Source organism: Paenibacillus campi, assembly GCF_034659835.1.
Classification (GTDB): domain Bacteria; phylum Bacillota; class Bacilli; order Paenibacillales; family Paenibacillaceae; genus Saccharibacillus; species Saccharibacillus campi.
This window is the reverse complement of sequence record NZ_JAXSQZ010000013.1, coordinates 1-18,113: the sequence shown is the minus strand read 5'-3', so window position 1 is coordinate 18,113 and position 18,113 is coordinate 1. Positions and strand designations below refer to the sequence as shown.

The window sequence follows — 18,113 nt, the reverse complement described above, 5'->3', positions numbered from 1 at the left end:
TTGTCACCTCAAAAATGGATATATTAGCCAATTAACTTTACGATTCTAACGCTTTTAGATTTGTCTGTCAATAAATACTTGCTCTTGAATCCGTTCCAGACCGGAGCGAATCGTACGTGCGCGAACTTCACCGATCCCGTCCACTTCGTCCAATTCATCGATGCTGGCATTGATCACATGATGAAATGCACCGAAACGCTCCACCAGATTATGAATGATCACATTAGGCAAGCGCGGAATTTTGTTCAGCACACGATAGCCACGTGTCGGTACTACTTCTTCCGATTGTGCCGCTGCCATCGGATAGCCGAGCATTTTCACAATTTGGTTTGCATCCATAAGTTCATTATCGGTAATCCGCTTCAATCCGTTAACAATCTCGTTCAAACGTTCCTCACTGCTATCGCGACCGTAGTCTTTGAGCAGCAAACGGAACTCCTCCTCGATCGTACCGATCAGTTCTTCCATTTGCATAGAGATCAGACGACCTTCAGCGCCCAGCTCGATAATATAACGATCGATCTCGGTCTGAATGCGCAGCACCATCTCAACCCGCTGAATAACACCTGCCACCTCGGGGATCGTTACCATCTGCTCAAACTCTGACGCTGTAAGATTCGTCAGCGCCTGACGCAACACGACTTGATAACGTTCCAACGTCTGGATCGCCTGATTCGCCTTTGTCAAAATGACGCCGATCTCTTTGAGCGCATAACGCAAATTACCTTTGTACAGTGTAATAATATTGCGGCGCTGCGAGATCGAAATGACCAGTTCACCGGTCTGCTTAGCTACACGCTCGGCAGTCCGGTGCCGAATGCCCGTCTCGATCGACGAGATCGACGAATCCGGAATCAGCTGTGTATTGGCATATAAAATCCGTTTCAGATCATCACTCAAAATAATGGCGCCGTCCATCTTCGCCAATTCATACAAATAGTTGGGCGAAAATTCACAGTCGATGGAAAAGCCGCCATCGACTACTTCCATCACTTGTGGTGAGAAGCCGACGACGATCAATCCGCCCGTTTTGGCACGCAGCACGTTTTCCAAGCCATCGCGAAAGGCGGTGCCTGGCGCGACCATTTTTAATAAACGATTGACTTTCTCAGCTTGGCTGAGCTCCTTCATTCCCTGTTCCCCCTAATCCAACGCCGCCTTTAATGCTTCCGCGACCGTATTGACACCTATTAATTGAATATCTTTTGGATGCTTCCACCCTTTTAGACTTTTCTCCGGCATAATAACACGTTTAAAACCAAGTTTGGCTGCTTCTTTGACACGTTGCTCGGCGCGTGATACCGCACGTACTTCGCCGGTTAAACCGATCTCGCCAAACACAACATCATCCGGCTTGGTCGGTGCATCGCGGAAACTGGAAGCCAGACTGACCGCGATTGCCAGATCGACCGCCGGTTCATCCAGCCGCACACCGCCCGCTACGTTCAAATACGCGTCCTGATTTTGCAGAAACATGCCCATTCGCTTTTCCAGTACCGCAATAATGAGCGCAAGCCGATTATTATCGATCCCGGTGCCCATACGCCGTGGCGATGGAAAATGCGTTGCCGCCACCAATGCTTGCAGCTCGACTAGCATCGGACGTGTCCCCTCCATACTGGCGATGACCGTCGAACCTGCCGCTCCAAGCGCACGCTCCGATAGAAACAGCTCGGATGGGTTCGATACTTCGGTCAATCCTTCCTCATGCATTTCAAAAATACCCATTTCATTCGTTGAGCCAAAACGGTTTTTTACCGCACGCAGCAATCGATACGTATGATGTCGCTCCCCTTCAAAATACAGCACACAGTCGACCATATGCTCCAACATACGCGGCCCGGCAATCGCACCTTCTTTGGTCACATGACCGACCAGCACGGTGGCAATGCCGCGAATTTTGGCAACCCGCATAAAACGCGACGTACACTCACGCACCTGGGACACACTGCCCGGTGCACTCGTCACCTCTGGCTGATAAACCGTTTGGATCGAGTCGATGACGAGAAAGCCTGGATTGATGCTATCGATCGCTTCTTCGATCAAATCCATATTGCTTTCGCACAGTACAAACAGCTCATTGGACAGCGCACCGAGGCGCTCGGCACGAAGCTTCGTTTGCCGTACGGATTCCTCGCCCGAAATATATAACACACGTAAACCCGCCTGCGTAAGCGCATGCGACGTTTGCAATAACAATGTCGACTTTCCGATTCCCGGATCGCCGCCTACGAGTACGAGCGAGCCTGGTACTACGCCGCCACCAAGCACACGGTTTAGCTCCTCAATCCCGGTTTGAATGCGCGGCTCTTGTCCTGCTTCTACTTCGGTAATCGCTTGTGCTCGTTGTGACGTTTGTGTCTGGAACAGACTGGAGTTCATGCCTTGCGTTTTAACGGCAGTCGTTTCCTTTTCCTCCACCATCGTGTTCCATGCCTGACAACCTGGACATTTGCCATACCATTTTGGCGATTCGTATCCGCAATCAGTACAGAAAAATTTCGTTTTTACTTTAGCCATGAACGTCCCTTTCTATTTGTACGTTAACTTGATGTTAACATTTCATTTATTTTAGCGCTGAATATAGAAGCGTTCAGCAAATCACAGACAGTATTTTGCAGTCTATTGTATTATAACACTAAAAAGGTTGGTTCCGCGGGCAGATTTGCCTTTGGAACCAACCTTTATTTTACGATGCTTTCGCTCGGGTTAATCAGGATTTCGTCTGATTGGCAGACACTTCATCCGTATCGGGCTGCGCTGATGGCTCCACCTTCTCGACGGTCAGCGTGCCTTCTTTTTCATCGATGATCAAATGATCGCCTTTTTTGACATTGCCGGTCAGCAATTCTTCGGACAAACGGTCTTCGATATGCTTCTGGATCGCACGACGCAGCGGACGCGCACCATAAGCAGGATCAAAGCCTTCTTTTGCCAGAAACGCTTTGGCACTGTCGCTAAGCGTAAAGTCGACCGCGTATTCACGCAGACGCTTGCGCAGTTCTTCGGACATCAAGGTAACGATTTCAGCAATATGCTTTTGCTCCAGCGAGTGGAACACGATCACATCGTCGATCCGGTTCAGGAACTCCGGACGGAAATGGCGTTTCAGCTCATCCGTTACTTTACCCTTCATATTGTTGTATTCTGCGCCGGAATCGATCGTCGCTGTAAAACCAAGCGTCGTATTGCGACGGATCGCTTCGGCACCTACGTTAGAGGTTAGAATGATCAGCGTATTACGGAAGTCAACGACACGACCTTTGGAATCGGTCAGACGACCATCTTCCAGCACTTGTAGCAAAATGTTGAACACTTCCGGGTGCGCTTTTTCAATCTCATCCAGCAATACAACAGAATATGGTTTACGGCGTACTTTTTCGGTCAACTGTCCGCCTTCTTCGTAGCCTACATATCCCGGAGGGGCACCGACGAGACGGGAAGTGGAATGTTTCTCCATATACTCGGACATATCGATGCGGATAATCGCATTTTCATCGCCAAACATCGATTCGGCAAGCGCACGTGCCAACTCGGTTTTACCGACACCGGTTGGACCGAGGAAAATGAACGAACCCATCGGACGTTTCGGGTCTTTCAGTCCGGCACGCGCACGGCGGATCGCACGGCTGACAGCGACAACAGCTTCATCCTGACCGATGACACGCTCATGCAGCAAGCTTTCCATATTGAGCAAACGATCGGTTTCTTCTTCCTTCAGCTTCGTTACCGGAATACCGGTCCAGTTCGCTACGATATCCGCGATATCTTCAGGCGTCACTTCGGAATCGGTACGACCTTGTTTCTCTTTCCACTGATTGCGAGTCGTATCCAGTTCTTCACGAATTTTCTGCTCGGTATCGCGCAGTGCTGCCGCTTTTTCAAACTCCTGGCTTTGTACAGCCGCGTCTTTTTCCTTACGGATATCTTCAAGACGGCTTTCCAATTGCTTCAGGTTAGGTGGGATCGTGTACGAGTTCAGTCTTACTTTGGAACCCGCTTCGTCAATCAGATCAATCGCTTTATCCGGCAGGAAACGATCGGTAATGTAACGATCCGACAGCTTCACTGCCTGCTCGATCGCTTCATCGGTAATTTTTACGCGATGATGGGCTTCGTAACGATCGCGCAGTCCCATCAAAATTTGAATCGCTTCTTCCGGTGAAGGTTGATCGACCGTAATCGGTTGGAAACGACGTTCCAGCGCGGCGTCTTTTTCGATATATTTGCGATATTCATCCAGTGTAGTTGCACCGATACATTGCAGCTCGCCACGTGCCAGTGCAGGTTTAAGGATGTTGGAGGCGTCGATCGCACCTTCCGCCCCACCTGCGCCGATCAATGTGTGCAGCTCGTCAATGAACAGTACGATATTGCCAGCCTGGCGAATTTCGTCCATAATTTTTTTGAGGCGGTCTTCAAACTCACCGCGATATTTCGTACCGGCAACAACGGAACCCATATCCAGCGTCATGACGCGTTTGTCACGCAGCGTTTCCGGAATTTCATTGTTGATGATCTTCTGTGCGAGACCTTCAGCGATGGCTGTTTTACCAACGCCTGGCTCACCGATCAATACCGGGTTATTTTTCGTACGACGGCTCAGCACTTGGATGACGCGCTCGATTTCTTTGCTGCGTCCGATTACCGGGTCCAAATTGCTGTCTTTGGCAATTGCCGTCAGGTCGCGGGCGAGACTATCCAATGTCGGCGTGCTCACATTGGCAGGTGTGCCGTGATGACTCGATACGGCTTCATTGCTGCCCAGAAGCTGCAATACTTGTTGACGCGCTTTGTTCAGGCTGATGCCCAAATTGTTCAGTACTCGGGCAGCGACGCCTTCACCTTCACGGATCAGACCGAGCAGGATATGCTCTGTACCCACATACGTATGACCAAGCTTACGCGCTTCGTCCATCGACAGCTCGATGACTTTTTTGGCGCGCGGAGTGTAAGCAATATTCGTAGGTTGCTCTTGGCCACGACCGATTAACGATTCAACCTCGTCCTGAATTTTTTCAAGTCCAAGACCGAGACCGATTAACGCTTTAGCGGCGATGCCTTCGCCCTCACGAATCAATCCGAGCAAAATATGCTCTGTACCGATGTTATTATGACCGAGACGAACCGCTTCTTCCTGTGCCAGGGCCAGGACTTTTTGCGCCCGCTCCGTAAATCTGCCAAACATCATATTCAAGCACCTCCACGGTTTAGTCTTCTGCGTGTACATCACTTAGTGTATCGCGGATCATCTGCGCCCTGTACATATCGCGTTCTCCTGATCCCATTTTAACACCGAACGTTTTCTGAAGGAAACCCGGTTGTGTCATAATCAGCAATTCGTTCATCTGACCTGCCGAAGCACGGTCGATCAAACCGAGGTCCACACCGAGCCGCACATCGGATATGCGCTGAAACGCTTCCTTCGCATCCATCATCGTTGCATACGTCAAAATGCCATACGAGCGCATAATCCGGTCGGTAATACGCAGGCGCGATTCGCCCAGCAGCCGACTGCGTGCATGTTGTTCGTATTCGATAATCTGCATGACTACACTGCGCAAATTATCGATAATTTCCTGTTCAGACAGACCGAGTGTAATCTGATTGGAAATTTGAAAAATATTCCCGAGTGCTTCGCTACCTTCACCATACAACCCACGCACTGCCAAACCGACCTGCGATACCGCTGCTAAAATGCGGCCGATCTGATTCATAATCGCCAATGCAGGCAAATGCAGCATGACCGATGCGCGCAGCCCGGTGCCCAAATTAGTCGGGCAACTGGTCAAATATCCACGCCGATCATCAAACGCATAGTCAACGACACGTTCAAATGCATCATCGATCGCGGTAGCACGCTGCCATGCTTCTTCCAATTGGAAGCCCGGATACAAACACTGGATGCGCAAATGATCTTCCTCGTTGATCATAATGCTCACCGATTCATTCTCCGCCAGCAATACCGCTCCAGCGCGTGAGTCATGGATCAAATTCGGACTGATCAGATGCTTCTCCATTAACACTTCCTTGTCCACATCATCCAGCTCATCCAACATAAGCGGTTCAAACGGTCCCTGCGCTTGCACACCTTCATCATGCAGCGCAGCGGTCAGTCGTTCACGCACTTGCTGGGCTTGCTCGGTGGAAGCGATAATCGGGAATGGCTGATGCACCAGATTGCGGGCAATTCGCACCCTGCTGCTGATTACAACGTCCGCATAATCTCCGCCTTTTTGCATCCATTCACTCAAAGGCTTTTCGGTAAAACGGAGATTCGACATACGTCATTCCTCCTTATAACTCCTGTGAAATTTGCTTGTCCAGCTCGCGAATCTGATCCCGCAGCTGCGCTGCCTGTTCAAATTCTTCTTCAGCGATACGTTGCTGCATTTGCTGGCGCAGCTCGTTCACCTGCTGCCTTGCTTTGATCTGTTTACCTGCACGAGCAGGCAGTTTTCCCGCATGCGCGGTACTGCCATGCACACGCTTAAGCATCGGATCAAGCTGACGGTCAAACGTTTCGTAACACGAGCTACAACCAAACCGTCCCAGCTTACGGAACTGTGCATAGGTCATTCCGCATTCCGGACATTGCAGCTGCTGTGTCGGCATACCGGTCGCCTTCGCTTTGTTACCTGCATCAAAATCCATCAATCCGGATAACAGATTATGGATAGAAAAGCCGCCGGAAGTGCCTGGGATCAGCTCTCCCTTTTCACGCGCACAATGCTCGCAAATGTGAAACTCAGTCTTTTCGCCATTTACGATTTTGGTGAAATGCAGGGTAGCCGGTCGCTGCTGGCATTCCTGACAAATCATTCAAGTAACCCCCTTCTCCCGAGTGATCAAGAACCGAGCAAGGCGATTAACATCGCTTTCATCATTCTTGCACGCACTTCATCTCTATAGGGAAGATTGATTGAAATGACATCTCTACATACAACCGCACGCATCAGTTCAGCTTCACGCTTGGAAATAAGCCTTGCTTCCGACAGCTGATAAATCAGCCCTTCGGCAGCGCTCTGGCTCATACTTTGACCGATACTTTCGTGGATATGGGTATGAATCGTCGATTGCGCAGGTAGCTCAATCCGCCGAATGCGAATATAACCGCCGCCACCACGCTTACTTTCCACCAGATAGCCTTTTTCCAGCGTAAAGCGAGTGCTGATTACATAATTGATCTGTGATGGTACACAGGAAAATTGGTCAGCCAAATCATTACGCTGAATTTCCAGTGCGCCTTCACCTTCCTGAAGCATGCGTTTTAAATATTGTTCGATAATGTCGGAGATATTACGCATCGTATCCTCCTCCATGTATAGTTAAAACATGAATTCGTCAATGATAATATCAAAGTCCACATAAATAACAATTAACCATATCATTCATGGTCAGAAACGAATGCATAACACAGTTATTGTGACATTTAGGTTACTATTTCCAAATATCACAACATCCATTTCCAGTGTTTATCATTCCCCAACACAAGATGCAATGAACAGGAGTTTGCCTAGCAAAATATCGTTCCTGTGGCTAACAGTAATGAAAGCCATTGCTCGCTGACTTTGACTTTCTTTGACTTTATAATATTATACCATAAAATTCCGGTTTGCCAAGAGGAGAACGGTGTTTTGGTGTTTTACAGTGTGATCTTTGATTTGCTTTTCTTCAGCAAAGTGTTTGGCTTTGAGAAGCAGTACGCAAGCTTATGATGGAAAGTATCATTTATATCCGCTTAACATTCATCCTGTTGACTCCTTCCTCCACATCCTGTACACTGTGACAAAATCCATATTCGGCAAATCGCCTGTGAAGGGAATCCAACCCGGAGGCGTTCTCGTCAAGGCGTTACTGCGATATAGCATCATGATCGGTTGCAGTAATGTCCCTAAGTTAAACGGTATTCGCCCGTTATCGCGGAACCTGAGTGGATCGGAGGCTGTTGTCTCTGATTAAATTGGGTGGCACCGCGAGCAGAACGCTCCTCGTCCCAAGTTGATGAGGAGCGTTCTTTGTGTTTTGCCAAATAAGCGGCAGCGCAGATGCTGCCCTCTGCCAAAGGAGCGAATACCGATGTTAGACATTCAGTACATCCAGCAACATGCCACTTTGCTACAGGACATTGCCACCAAAAAACATATCCAGCTGTCGATTGACGAGCTACTGCACACGTATCAGGCGCGCAATCAACTGATGCAGCAAATGGAGCAGCTACGCCAACAGCGCAATCAGCTTACCCGCCAGATCGGCGCACAGATGAAACAACAGCAAACAGCTGCCAAGACGAGCAGCCACAATCATCCTGCTGAACGTCCACAGACGCCAATCGTGTATGCCAACGATGATCGTGAACAGAGTGCCAAGGCGAGCGGTACACTCCCAACAGCGCACCAGCACGCTTATGCGCATGCTCCAGCCGATGCCGAGCAAATGCGCTTACTCGCCAAACACATCAATGCGCAATTGCAGCAATTGGAACCGCAAGCTGAACGGATTCAGCAACAATACGATACATTAATGAATCTTGTGCCCAATATCGTCGCGCCGGATACACCGGATGGACAGTGTGATGCAGACAATGTGGTGCTGAAGCAATATGGAACCGTGCCGGAGTTTCCTTTTCCGCTTAAAGATCATGTTGAACTTGGTGAGCTACACGGTTTATTTGATACCGCGAGAGGCGTGAAGGTGAGCGGTAGCCGCCAGTATTATTTAACAGGCAACGGTGTGCTGCTGCATCGTGCTGTACAGCAACTTGCCTTTGATCTGCTGCTTGGCAAAGGTTATACACCGCTGGAAGTGCCGATGCTAGTTAGAGGCGCAGCGCTGCAAAATACCGGCTTTTTCCCGCTCGGCATTGAGCAAACGTTTAAAATCGAAAACGAAGATCACTGGCTAACCGGCACATCGGAAGTCGCGCTCGTCTCGTATTATCAAAATGAAATCGTCGATCTCAGCGCTGGCGCCATCAAGCTGGCTGCCGCTTCGCAAAGTTTCCGCAGCGAAGTTGGTTCGGCGGGTAAAGATGTGCGCGGATTGTACCGTGTACACCAGTTTGCCAAAGTGGAACAAGTCATTGTGTGCGAAGCCGACCCGCAGCAATCAGAACAGATTCATGCGGAAATTACCGCCAATGCGGAACAACTGTTGCAATTGCTAGAACTGCCATACCAAGTTGTCGCCGTCTGCATCGGTGACATGTCGCAAAAAACGTACAAACAATACGATATCGAAACATGGATGCCCGGTCGTCAGGCGTATGGCGAAACCCATTCGTCGTCGAATTTGCATGACTTCCAAGCGCGCCGCGCTAATATTCGTTATCGGGCAGCAGACGGCAAACTGCGCTATTGTCACACACTCAATAACACCGCTGTCGCTTCGCCGCGTATTCTGATTCCGTTGTTGGAAAATCACCAGCAGGCAGATGGAAGTGTTTATATACCGGTGGCATTGCGTCCGTATTTGAATGGGATGGAGAAGTTGGAAATGGGGGTAGCGGATTGTGATTGATCGTTTGTGAAATACAGTTAATTTTAGCAGTGTGCAAACAGCCCGCTTTTACGCGGGCTGTTTGTGTGCTGTTGTAATTTCCATGTCCTCGCACGGAGAGCGACGCTAAAGCACATTTAGCTTACATTAATGCATTACCAATTTCAATCCACGCCCTCGCACGGAGAGCGACTGCGGGCACTTTCACCCCTTACACCACAAGGCATTTCACACCCAAAAGTGCGAACCTCCCTTTTAGGGTAGCCGAAAAGTCAGCAAAACACAATAAAAACGCCGCAATCCCTTGCCCAGCAAGGAGTGCGAACCTGCCAGGGATTTCATGTGAGCTTGGGGTTCGCACTTTTTGCATCCTTTTCCCACACTTGCCTTGCACGCTTCACTCGTTCTTCACAGCCCGATCCCTATTTTAATATCGCTCATTCCTAAGCTCATCCATCTTACAACAACAACAAAGCCGCTTCCTCAACCGAAGCGGCTCCATTTCAACACCAACATACCGACTACTCTTATCCTTAACTACATCCAATCGCTTTCCCACTGTCCATCCGACCTTTCCCCCACACTCACCCCTTCACCGATCCGGCAGCCAACCCTTCCACAATCCGGTTACTAAGCAGCAAAAACGCCACCAAAATCGGCACAATACTAATCATCAATGTCGCCCCAATCGCGCCCCAATCAGTCAAATATTGCCCGACAAAATTGTTCACCCCAACCGTTAACGTCTTCCACCGATCCGAGCTAATAAACGTATTCACAAACACAAACTCATTCCAGTTATAAATCATATTAATAATTGCAGTCGTAGCGATCACCGGCGAAGTGAGCGGCAACACAATTCGGAAAAATATCCGGTGCACCGAGCAACCATCGATTACGCCCGCCTCCTCAATTTCACGCGGAATCGCCTGATAAAAGCCGAGCAAAATCATAATCGTCACCGGCAAATTAAACGCCGTATACGATAAAATAACCGATAGCGGATTATCGATCAAATGCACATGTTTGAAAAAGTTAAACAGCGGGATCAATGTCGAATGCAGCGGAATCATCAACCCGATAATAAACAATCCCAGTACCAACTTGCTCAGCTTCCAATGCATCCGTGTAATTGCAAACGTCACCAAACTTGCCAGCGCAATCGTCAAAATGACCGCCACCACCGTATACCAGACACTGTTCAAAAAATACAAATTAATATGTCCCTGGCTCCACACCTTCGGATAATTGCTCCATTGCGGCTGTTGTGGCAGCGCAAACGGCGACATGCCAAACACTTCCTGATTCGTTTTTAGCGAAAACATAAACAGCCAAATTAACGGATAAATCTGAATAATCGCCAGTATACCCAGTACGAGATACAGCACACCAAAACCGAGCCGTCCGATCCATTTGGCGCCTACGCTTGTCTTCGTACCTGTATGGGATCGCTTACGTGCAGCAAATTCACTCATCTGCCCATTCCCTCCTTAGTATTGGACATCTTCGCTCGATGCCGTCAGTTTGCGAATCAACCAGGTCATCAACAAACAAATGACTAACAAAGCAAAGCCAACCGCACTGCCATAGCCAAAATTGTATTTGCTGAACGCTTCCCCATACATGTACGATGCCATGACCTCACTAGCATGGTTTGGTCCGCCCCCGGTCATGACAAAGATCAGGTCAAAATATTTGAGCGATCCGACCAGCGCAAGTACGATCGTCACTTTAAATACAGAGGCAATGAGCGGCAATTTTACGCGTGTTGCCACTTGCCACGGTGTCGCACCATCAATCGTAGCCGCTTCGACTACTTCCTCCGACACATTTTTCAATGCCGCATAATAAATGATGATATAAAAGCCCGCATACTGCCATACGATCGGTACGAAAATCGAATACAGCACGATATTCGGATCAGACAGCCATAACGGCGGATTTTCCACGCCAAATGCCATTAGCAAATTGTTTAGCATTCCATTCGACGGATCATAAATTTTCGACCACAATTGTGCAATCGCAACCGACGATAACAGCATCGGAATCAGATAAATTTTGCGAAACAGATTAGCACCTTTAATCCGGCTTGCTAACACCATCGATACCGCCAAATAAATAAACAGGCTCAGCGTCGAGAAAATGCCGAGTAATACCGAATGATACGTACTTTTCCAAAACATCGAATCATGGATCAGTTTATTGTAATTGCCCAGCCCGATAAACTTCATCGGTGCAAAGCCTTTCCATTCCATCATGCCATAATAACCGGTCAGCACGAGCGGGATATAAATAATAACTAGAATCAGCAGCAGCGCCGGTAGCACATACATCGCAATTGCGGCTCTGTTGGACATGACAGCTTTCATAATGGATTGCCTCCCTTTGATCCCATTCCCCTTTACAACTTATGACAGACAACCGGTATGTTGACTCTATCCAAAATCAAATTGGAATATCTCCAAACTCATTTACCAGCTAGTTATGATGAGATAGACATCGCTGAACTGGAACAAAACAAGCTATTCATTTGGCATCAAAATCGACCTATTACACCATCAGCCGCACATTCCGATCGTGTTGGCAACGCCGACACATCCTAGTAGGCTGTCTCAAATGAAAATTGCGTTTAACCGTACCTAAATCGATTCAGCGCCAAGCGATTGTTAGATCGACAAACTGTAAATGTATTTAAGACAAACTGCTAGTTATGACTTTGATCACGATTCATTTGAATGTTCAAGTGAGTTCAATACTTGCGCGAAAGAAATATCACTATACGATTAAAATTAATATTTAACATGGGCAAGCTACTATTAACTTGCCTCAGATAAATTCAGCATCTGCCTATCTCATCATCGCTTAATCACCAACGCGTTGAGGTACATTTAAACATGATTTTTATTCAAGTCAGTGTACGATTACCTAAACCGAGATCAATTGGAATATTGAATTAGGTTCAAGCTCTTAATTATAGCGACACCAGCACATAACCCAATCTAATATTTAACGGGGTCTGGGTACTATTCGGCATAATGAAAGTCGGCAACATGACAGACAACAGCCAGCTGCTACCTGTCACCTGTCACCTGTCACCTGTCACCTGTCACCTGTCACCTGTCACCTGTCACCTGTCACCTGTCACCTGTCACCTGTCACCTGTCACCTGTCACCTGTCACCTGTCACCTGTCACCTGTCACCTGTCACAACGATTTTATTGCTTTTCCTCTGCCAGTGCAGCAGCCGTTTGATCGACAAATTGCTGCGGTGTGATCTGCTTGCCGAACAGCGCTGCGATCAGATCGTGATGCAGTTCCGCCACATTTGGACTCGCCTGTGTATCAAAATATGTCGTTACATTAGAAGCCCCACTCAAATCTTTCAAAATTTCCACATACATCGGATCAAGCTTTTTGTCTGCCGTATCAACCTTTGTTGCCGGAATGACACCCGCATCGGTGACCGATTTATTGCCCCACTCTTTGACGAGAAAAGCGGCAAAATCTTTCGCCTGTTCCTTCACCTGAGAATGATCCGCTACAAACAGACCGACACCTGGCCCACCGACATAGCTGTTTATATCTGTACCTTTACCGCCTTCATAAAGCGGAAATTTAAAATAGTCGATTTTGTCTTTAAACTCCTGTGCTACATCTTGGCTGGTCGTATAGTTTGGCAGCTCCCATGTTGCGGTCAGGAACATCGCCGCTTGCTCGTTCATAAAATAACCTTTAGCTTCATCATTGGACAAACCGCTATTGCCTTTTTCAAACGTATTCATATCGACTAAATTTTGCACTTCGGTCGCCGCTTTCAAAATATCAGGATCATTAAAACTGCGTTTGCCTTGAATCACATCGGTTAGAATCGTTGGGCCACCAATGCGATCTGCCAAATACATAAACCAGAACGAACCTGGCCAGCCTTCTTTATTGCCAACCGCTGCCGGAATGACACCGTTTTGATTCAATGTGTTGACGATATTTTTAAATTCCGCGTATGTTTTAGGTACCTGGAGGTTGTATTTTTTGAACATTTCCTTATTGTAGAAAATATAGGAAATGTTCAGCTCCAGCGGCATGCCGTATGTTTTGCCATCGATGGCGTACGATTCTTTCACACCAGGGATAAAGGCATCTTTAAGATTCGCATCGATCACATCATCCAGTGGTGCAAAAAGCTGTCCTTCCACATAAGGCTTGAGGAAGCCGTCCGACCAAGTCATGCCCACATCCGGCAATTCGTTGGAAGAAGCGAGTACTTTCAGCTTTTCGCGATATTGGTCATTGCCAAGAATTTCGGTCTGAATTTTCACATCCGGATGTTGCTGTTCATAATCTTTAATAATATCGTTCACGATCGTATACTGTGCTTTTGAGCTGCCTTCCGGCCATAAATGCATAAATTTGATCACCGTCTGTCCACCGCTACCGGATGCATTATTGCCATCCGCATTACTAGCGGAAGAACTACAGCCTGCAAGCGCAAAAGACAGTATAAGCAATAAAGCCAGCATGACGGGAAGCGCTTTCTTTTTAAACAATGAAACTACCTCCTTTATGGGTTCATAGCCGTTTGACTATAGTTCAAGTCTAGCAGTTGGCAGAAATCCACATAAGGCAACAGCGATTGGTAAAAATTCTCTTTTCTTTGGACATTTTACATTCGTAGCCAAATATATACGCTACATCCTTATACCGTCCATTTGCCACACACTATAAATAGAGCGCTCCATTCTCAAACGAACGTCCGCCCAACAAAAACAGAACGCATATTTTACAGCGTTCCCACCAATTCCGCTTCACTTCTTGCTACACACATCAACCCAATCGTATAATCGTTTCATCCCTTGCTGCATAGTAAGACGACCGCTCTCAATATATAGTTTACCATTGCATAGGTTTCCGTTATGAATGAAGGAGAGATCGCAGATGTAAAGCCAATATTGAAAAAGGTCAAGCTCATCGTATATTGACCGAGATTAATCTTAATTTTGAAGCTAGCTCAAGCTCTTATTTATAAGTATGTCAGTACACCATCAAAATTCAAATTCAACTTGGTCGACGTAATAGTAGGCTGTCTCAAGTGAAATTGTGTTTGAACGAACGTACCTTAATCTATTCATCATCAAACGATAGTTAGACCGACTGTAACAGTACTTAAAACAAGCTAATAGTAAGCTAACCGCTTTAAATGTATAGGTTTCCGCTATAAATAGAGCGAGCGCGTGGATTTAAAGCTGCTATTAAAAAAGTCAAGGCAATAGCGCATTGACCATGCTAAATGTTAACTTTGATTGTGTACCGAAACTTATATCGTTAAAAATTAAAGCATATTTAAAGTTAAAATTAATCTCGTTCAAAGTAGTAGTTAAGACTGCTACACATGCAGTAAAACTTACACAAACTGCATATCTTTAATTTCATCCACTCATCACTGCTGTCTGTTTATATTTGCCTGTGCCATACTCGTCTACTATCCACTCATTGCACCGATTTACGATACGTACTCGGCGTCATCCCTTCCAACTCCTTAAAAATTTTAATAAAATATTTTGCCGTCCGATACCCCGACTGCTCCGCAATATCGCTAACAGACAGGCTAGTGGAAATGAGCAATTCCTTCGCCCGCTGCATACGCTGCCGAGTCACATATTCGCTAAACGTCAGCTCCACCTGCTCCTTAAACAGCACACTCAAATAACTCGGATTCAAATGAATATAATCCGCCAGCTCCTTCAATGTCAGCTCATCTTGCAAATGAGTGTCAATATAATGCATCGCTTCTCGAATCCGTTCACCCGCCGTCTGGCTTTTCTCGTTCACCTGTACCAGTCTATCATCGACGACCTTTTCAATAATCGTCGCGCGCGATTGCTTTGCTGCAACGTCGAGCGCCACTTCCACCGCTTCGATCAGATCATGTTTACCGATCGGCTTCAGCAAATAATTGACTACACCGAGCCGAATCGCTTCCTGTGCATAGGCAAATTCCGAATACGCCGAGATCAAAATAACGACCGGTGTCTGCCCTTGCGCACGAATTTGCTGTAACATCGCCAACCCGCTCATCTCCGGCATCCGAATATCGGTTAACAGCACATGCACCTGCTGTCGACTGACGATCCCGATCGCTTCCTCCCCATTTTCCGCGATTATGACCTGATACCGCCCCTCACACCATTGATCAAGTACCTTTTTCAAACCTTGCCGTGTACGCGGCTCATCATCCACAATCAAAATCGTTTTGCTATACATACTGTACCTCCTTTAATCCATTAAGCTTTAGCTTTATTGCTTACGTATGATGACTTAAAGTGCTTACTTATGATTGACGTACAGATTCCAACTATACAGCATATAATCCGCAGTAATTCCACCAGCCACTATGCAATCAGCAACTCCTCTATCCATGTCGCACATCCGCTGTATGAAACGGAATCTCCAGCGAAATACATGTGCCTACATTAGGCTCACTTTGGATATGAATACGCGATCCCTCTTGTTCTGGAAAATATAACTGTAGCCGCTGGTACACATTCGATAACGCAATCCCCTTTCCATTTGCTTCCGAGCGTGTTGCCTGTTCATTGCGATCTGTGCCGATATGAGCATAAAATCCACCGTTTTCCATCGATCTCTGTACCTTTTCCAGCGTCTGCTCTGTCATCCCTGGCCCATCATCCTGCACGACGATATGCAATTGACTGTACTGCACATCAGGCTGTGCACAGATCGTAATCGTGCAAGCACCCTTTTTATTACCTGCTCCATGCAAAACCGCATTTTCTACCAACGGCTGAATGAGCAGACGTGGAATTCGCACCTGTGCCGCTGCGGGGGACAGCAACACTTCATAATGCAGTCGTTCACCAAAACGCATTTTCATAATTTCCATATAGTTATCGATATGCCGAATCTCATCGCGCAGCAGCACCCATTCCTCATCGCTTTGCCGGGTAATCGTATAACGGAACAAATTCGACATCGTTACCACCTGCTCGGCAAGCTCCTCTTGGTCTTTTTCCTCCAGCGACCAACGCAGTGCATCCAAAGCATTAAATAGAAAATGCGGATTAATTTGCGCCTGCAATGCTTTCAGTTCACTACGATTGCGTGTAATTTCTTTTTCATACACCATTTTGATCAAATGATTCGTTTCCTTGACCAATTGATTATACGTACTGTTTAGCTCATTAATCTCATTGACTGTATGAATGTTCGGATTCAACGTTAGCGGGCCTGCAATCGCCTGTTGCATCGTATCCGTCAACCGTAAAATCGGCTTCGTAATTAAAGTCGACAAAAAATAAGAACAAATAAAATAAATGACGATCCCAATCACACCAGCATACACAATTCCATTTCGCAGTACATGAATACTTTCATATAAAGCGCTTACAGGAGTTAAAATCAAAACCGTCCATCCCGTAACTGTCGACGGCTGCCTCGCCATAATATATTGCTGCCCCTCCAATTCCACTATCGGCATCTGCTGTGGATGATCGATAATCGCAGTCAATGATCCACCATAATTCGAACTAATCGTCTCCAACTGTCTGCCCAGCAAAATCGAATATTGATCCGCTTCACTCGCCAGTTGCTGATTAGCAAACTGAAAATAATAACGATACATACTCACAAGCAAATACCCACCACTCGTATAATGCTGCTCCATCAAATTTACCCGCCGAATCGCCAAAAAATAATTTTTATCGGTCGGATCATCCCCAATCCATACAAGCCTACCACCCGCTTCATCCGCTCTAGCAATCCATTCATCCGTAAGTCGCCCTGATGGACTGACACCATCCAATGGCAACACACGTTCCAATTGCTTTGTATACAACTCAAACGAAGAAATACCGTCCGAATTCGCTTGAATCGTATTCACAATCCCTTTTAACTCCTGCCGATCTTTAAAGGAAACTTCATTGTTATAATACTTACGCTGTAGCACATTTTGCACATTTCTATTCGTCGTTACCAGCTTAGATACCATATTCACCTGCTCATACAATGAATCAAACCGCCCAGTCGCCTCCACTGCTACTTGCTGAATCTGATGTTCCGTATTTGCCTGCAACATCGATGAAATCGGTCGAAACGTCAGTACACTGACTACAAGCAACACAATCACCATCACTGACAAAAACACAAACAGCACCTGATTACGTAGCGTATTCCATTTTCTTAACACATGCAGCATATCCATCGCCTTTCTGTTGTACTTTGTACATACCCTACCTTCTAGCATAGTTGATAACAACCAATTATGTAATATACAATTAAAGGTAAGAATAGCAGAAAGTCGCACAATAGAACATACATATCTTATTTTCCGTTCATAAAATAGTCTGCAAAAGCTCAATAGTATCTTTTGCCTATAGCTCATCCTATATAGATGTCTCAATCAAACATAATCCTCACAATGCAAAAAAGCACAAAAAAAAAGACATCATCCAAAATGGATCATGTCTTTTCATTCGCTTGGCGACGTCCTACTCTCCCAGGACCCTGCGGTCCAAGTACCATTGGCGCTGGAGGGCTTAACGGTCGTGTTCGGGATGGGTACGTGTGGAACCCCTCCGCCATCATCACCAAACCTTAGTTGT

At 46.8% G+C, this 18,113-nt stretch carries 12 protein-coding genes and 1 rRNA gene; 1 reads left to right on the top strand and 12 read right to left on the bottom strand.

Annotation, left to right across the window (positions count from 1 at the left end; genetic code table 11):
• Positions 1-54 precede the first annotated feature (54 nt).
• From disA to U1I11_RS20335, 6 genes are all read right to left on the bottom strand, one after another.
• Complete coding sequence (gene disA / locus U1I11_RS20360; RefSeq protein ID WP_322907966.1) at positions 55-1,131, bottom strand: DNA integrity scanning diadenylate cyclase DisA; 1,077 nt, start codon at positions 1,129-1,131, stop codon at positions 55-57.
• Between the two features lie 12 nt (positions 1,132-1,143).
• Positions 1,144-2,520: a DNA repair protein RadA gene (gene radA, locus U1I11_RS20355; RefSeq protein ID WP_322907965.1), complete on the bottom strand. Its 1,377-nt coding sequence runs from the start codon at positions 2,518-2,520 to the stop codon at positions 1,144-1,146.
• A 193-nt stretch (positions 2,521-2,713) separates the two neighbouring features.
• Positions 2,714-5,191, bottom strand: coding sequence for an ATP-dependent protease ATP-binding subunit ClpC (gene clpC / locus U1I11_RS20350; protein WP_322907964.1), 2,478 nt, complete (start codon positions 5,189-5,191; stop codon positions 2,714-2,716).
• Between the two features lie 19 nt (positions 5,192-5,210).
• Positions 5,211-6,284: a protein arginine kinase gene (locus U1I11_RS20345; RefSeq protein ID WP_322907963.1), complete on the bottom strand. Its 1,074-nt coding sequence runs from the start codon at positions 6,282-6,284 to the stop codon at positions 5,211-5,213.
• Positions 6,285-6,297: 13 nt separating this feature from the next.
• On the bottom strand, positions 6,298-6,822 hold the full coding sequence (locus U1I11_RS20340; protein WP_322907962.1) for a protein-arginine kinase activator protein McsA: 525 nt from the start codon (positions 6,820-6,822) through the stop codon (positions 6,298-6,300).
• A gap of 26 nt (positions 6,823-6,848) precedes the next feature.
• Positions 6,849-7,307, bottom strand: a complete 459-nt coding sequence (locus tag U1I11_RS20335; protein WP_322907961.1) for a CtsR family transcriptional regulator — start codon at positions 7,305-7,307, stop codon at positions 6,849-6,851.
• Between the two features lie 772 nt (positions 7,308-8,079).
• Between U1I11_RS20335 and serS the strand changes: the two genes are divergently transcribed.
• Positions 8,080-9,519 carry a serine--tRNA ligase gene (serS, locus tag U1I11_RS20330; protein WP_322907960.1) on the top strand — a complete coding sequence of 480 codons (1,440 nt, stop codon included), beginning with the start codon at positions 8,080-8,082 and terminating at the stop codon, positions 9,517-9,519.
• Between the two features lie 563 nt (positions 9,520-10,082).
• On the opposite strand, the gene U1I11_RS20325 is transcribed toward serS, so the two are convergent.
• The 6 genes from U1I11_RS20325 to rrf all read right to left on the bottom strand — a co-directional run bounded on the left by U1I11_RS20325 (position 10,083) and on the right by rrf (position 18,103).
• On the bottom strand, positions 10,083-10,973 hold the full coding sequence (locus U1I11_RS20325; protein ID WP_322907959.1) for a carbohydrate ABC transporter permease: 891 nt from the start codon (positions 10,971-10,973) through the stop codon (positions 10,083-10,085).
• A 15-nt stretch (positions 10,974-10,988) separates the two neighbouring features.
• Entirely contained in the window at positions 10,989-11,867 is an 879-nt protein-coding gene (locus U1I11_RS20320; RefSeq protein WP_322907958.1) for a carbohydrate ABC transporter permease, read from the bottom strand.
• Positions 11,868-12,713: 846 nt separating this feature from the next.
• Positions 12,714-14,015, bottom strand: coding sequence for an extracellular solute-binding protein (locus U1I11_RS20315; protein WP_416235642.1), 1,302 nt, complete (start codon positions 14,013-14,015; stop codon positions 12,714-12,716).
• A gap of 967 nt (positions 14,016-14,982) precedes the next feature.
• Complete coding sequence (locus U1I11_RS20310; protein ID WP_322907956.1) at positions 14,983-15,756, bottom strand: response regulator transcription factor; 774 nt, start codon at positions 15,754-15,756, stop codon at positions 14,983-14,985.
• A 148-nt stretch (positions 15,757-15,904) separates the two neighbouring features.
• A complete protein-coding gene (locus U1I11_RS20305; protein WP_322907955.1) occupies positions 15,905-17,707 on the bottom strand; it encodes a sensor histidine kinase in 1,803 nt (600 codons plus the stop codon).
• Between the two features lie 279 nt (positions 17,708-17,986).
• A 5S ribosomal RNA gene (gene rrf, locus U1I11_RS20300) occupies positions 17,987-18,103 on the bottom strand.
• Positions 18,104-18,113: the final 10 nt, after the last annotated feature.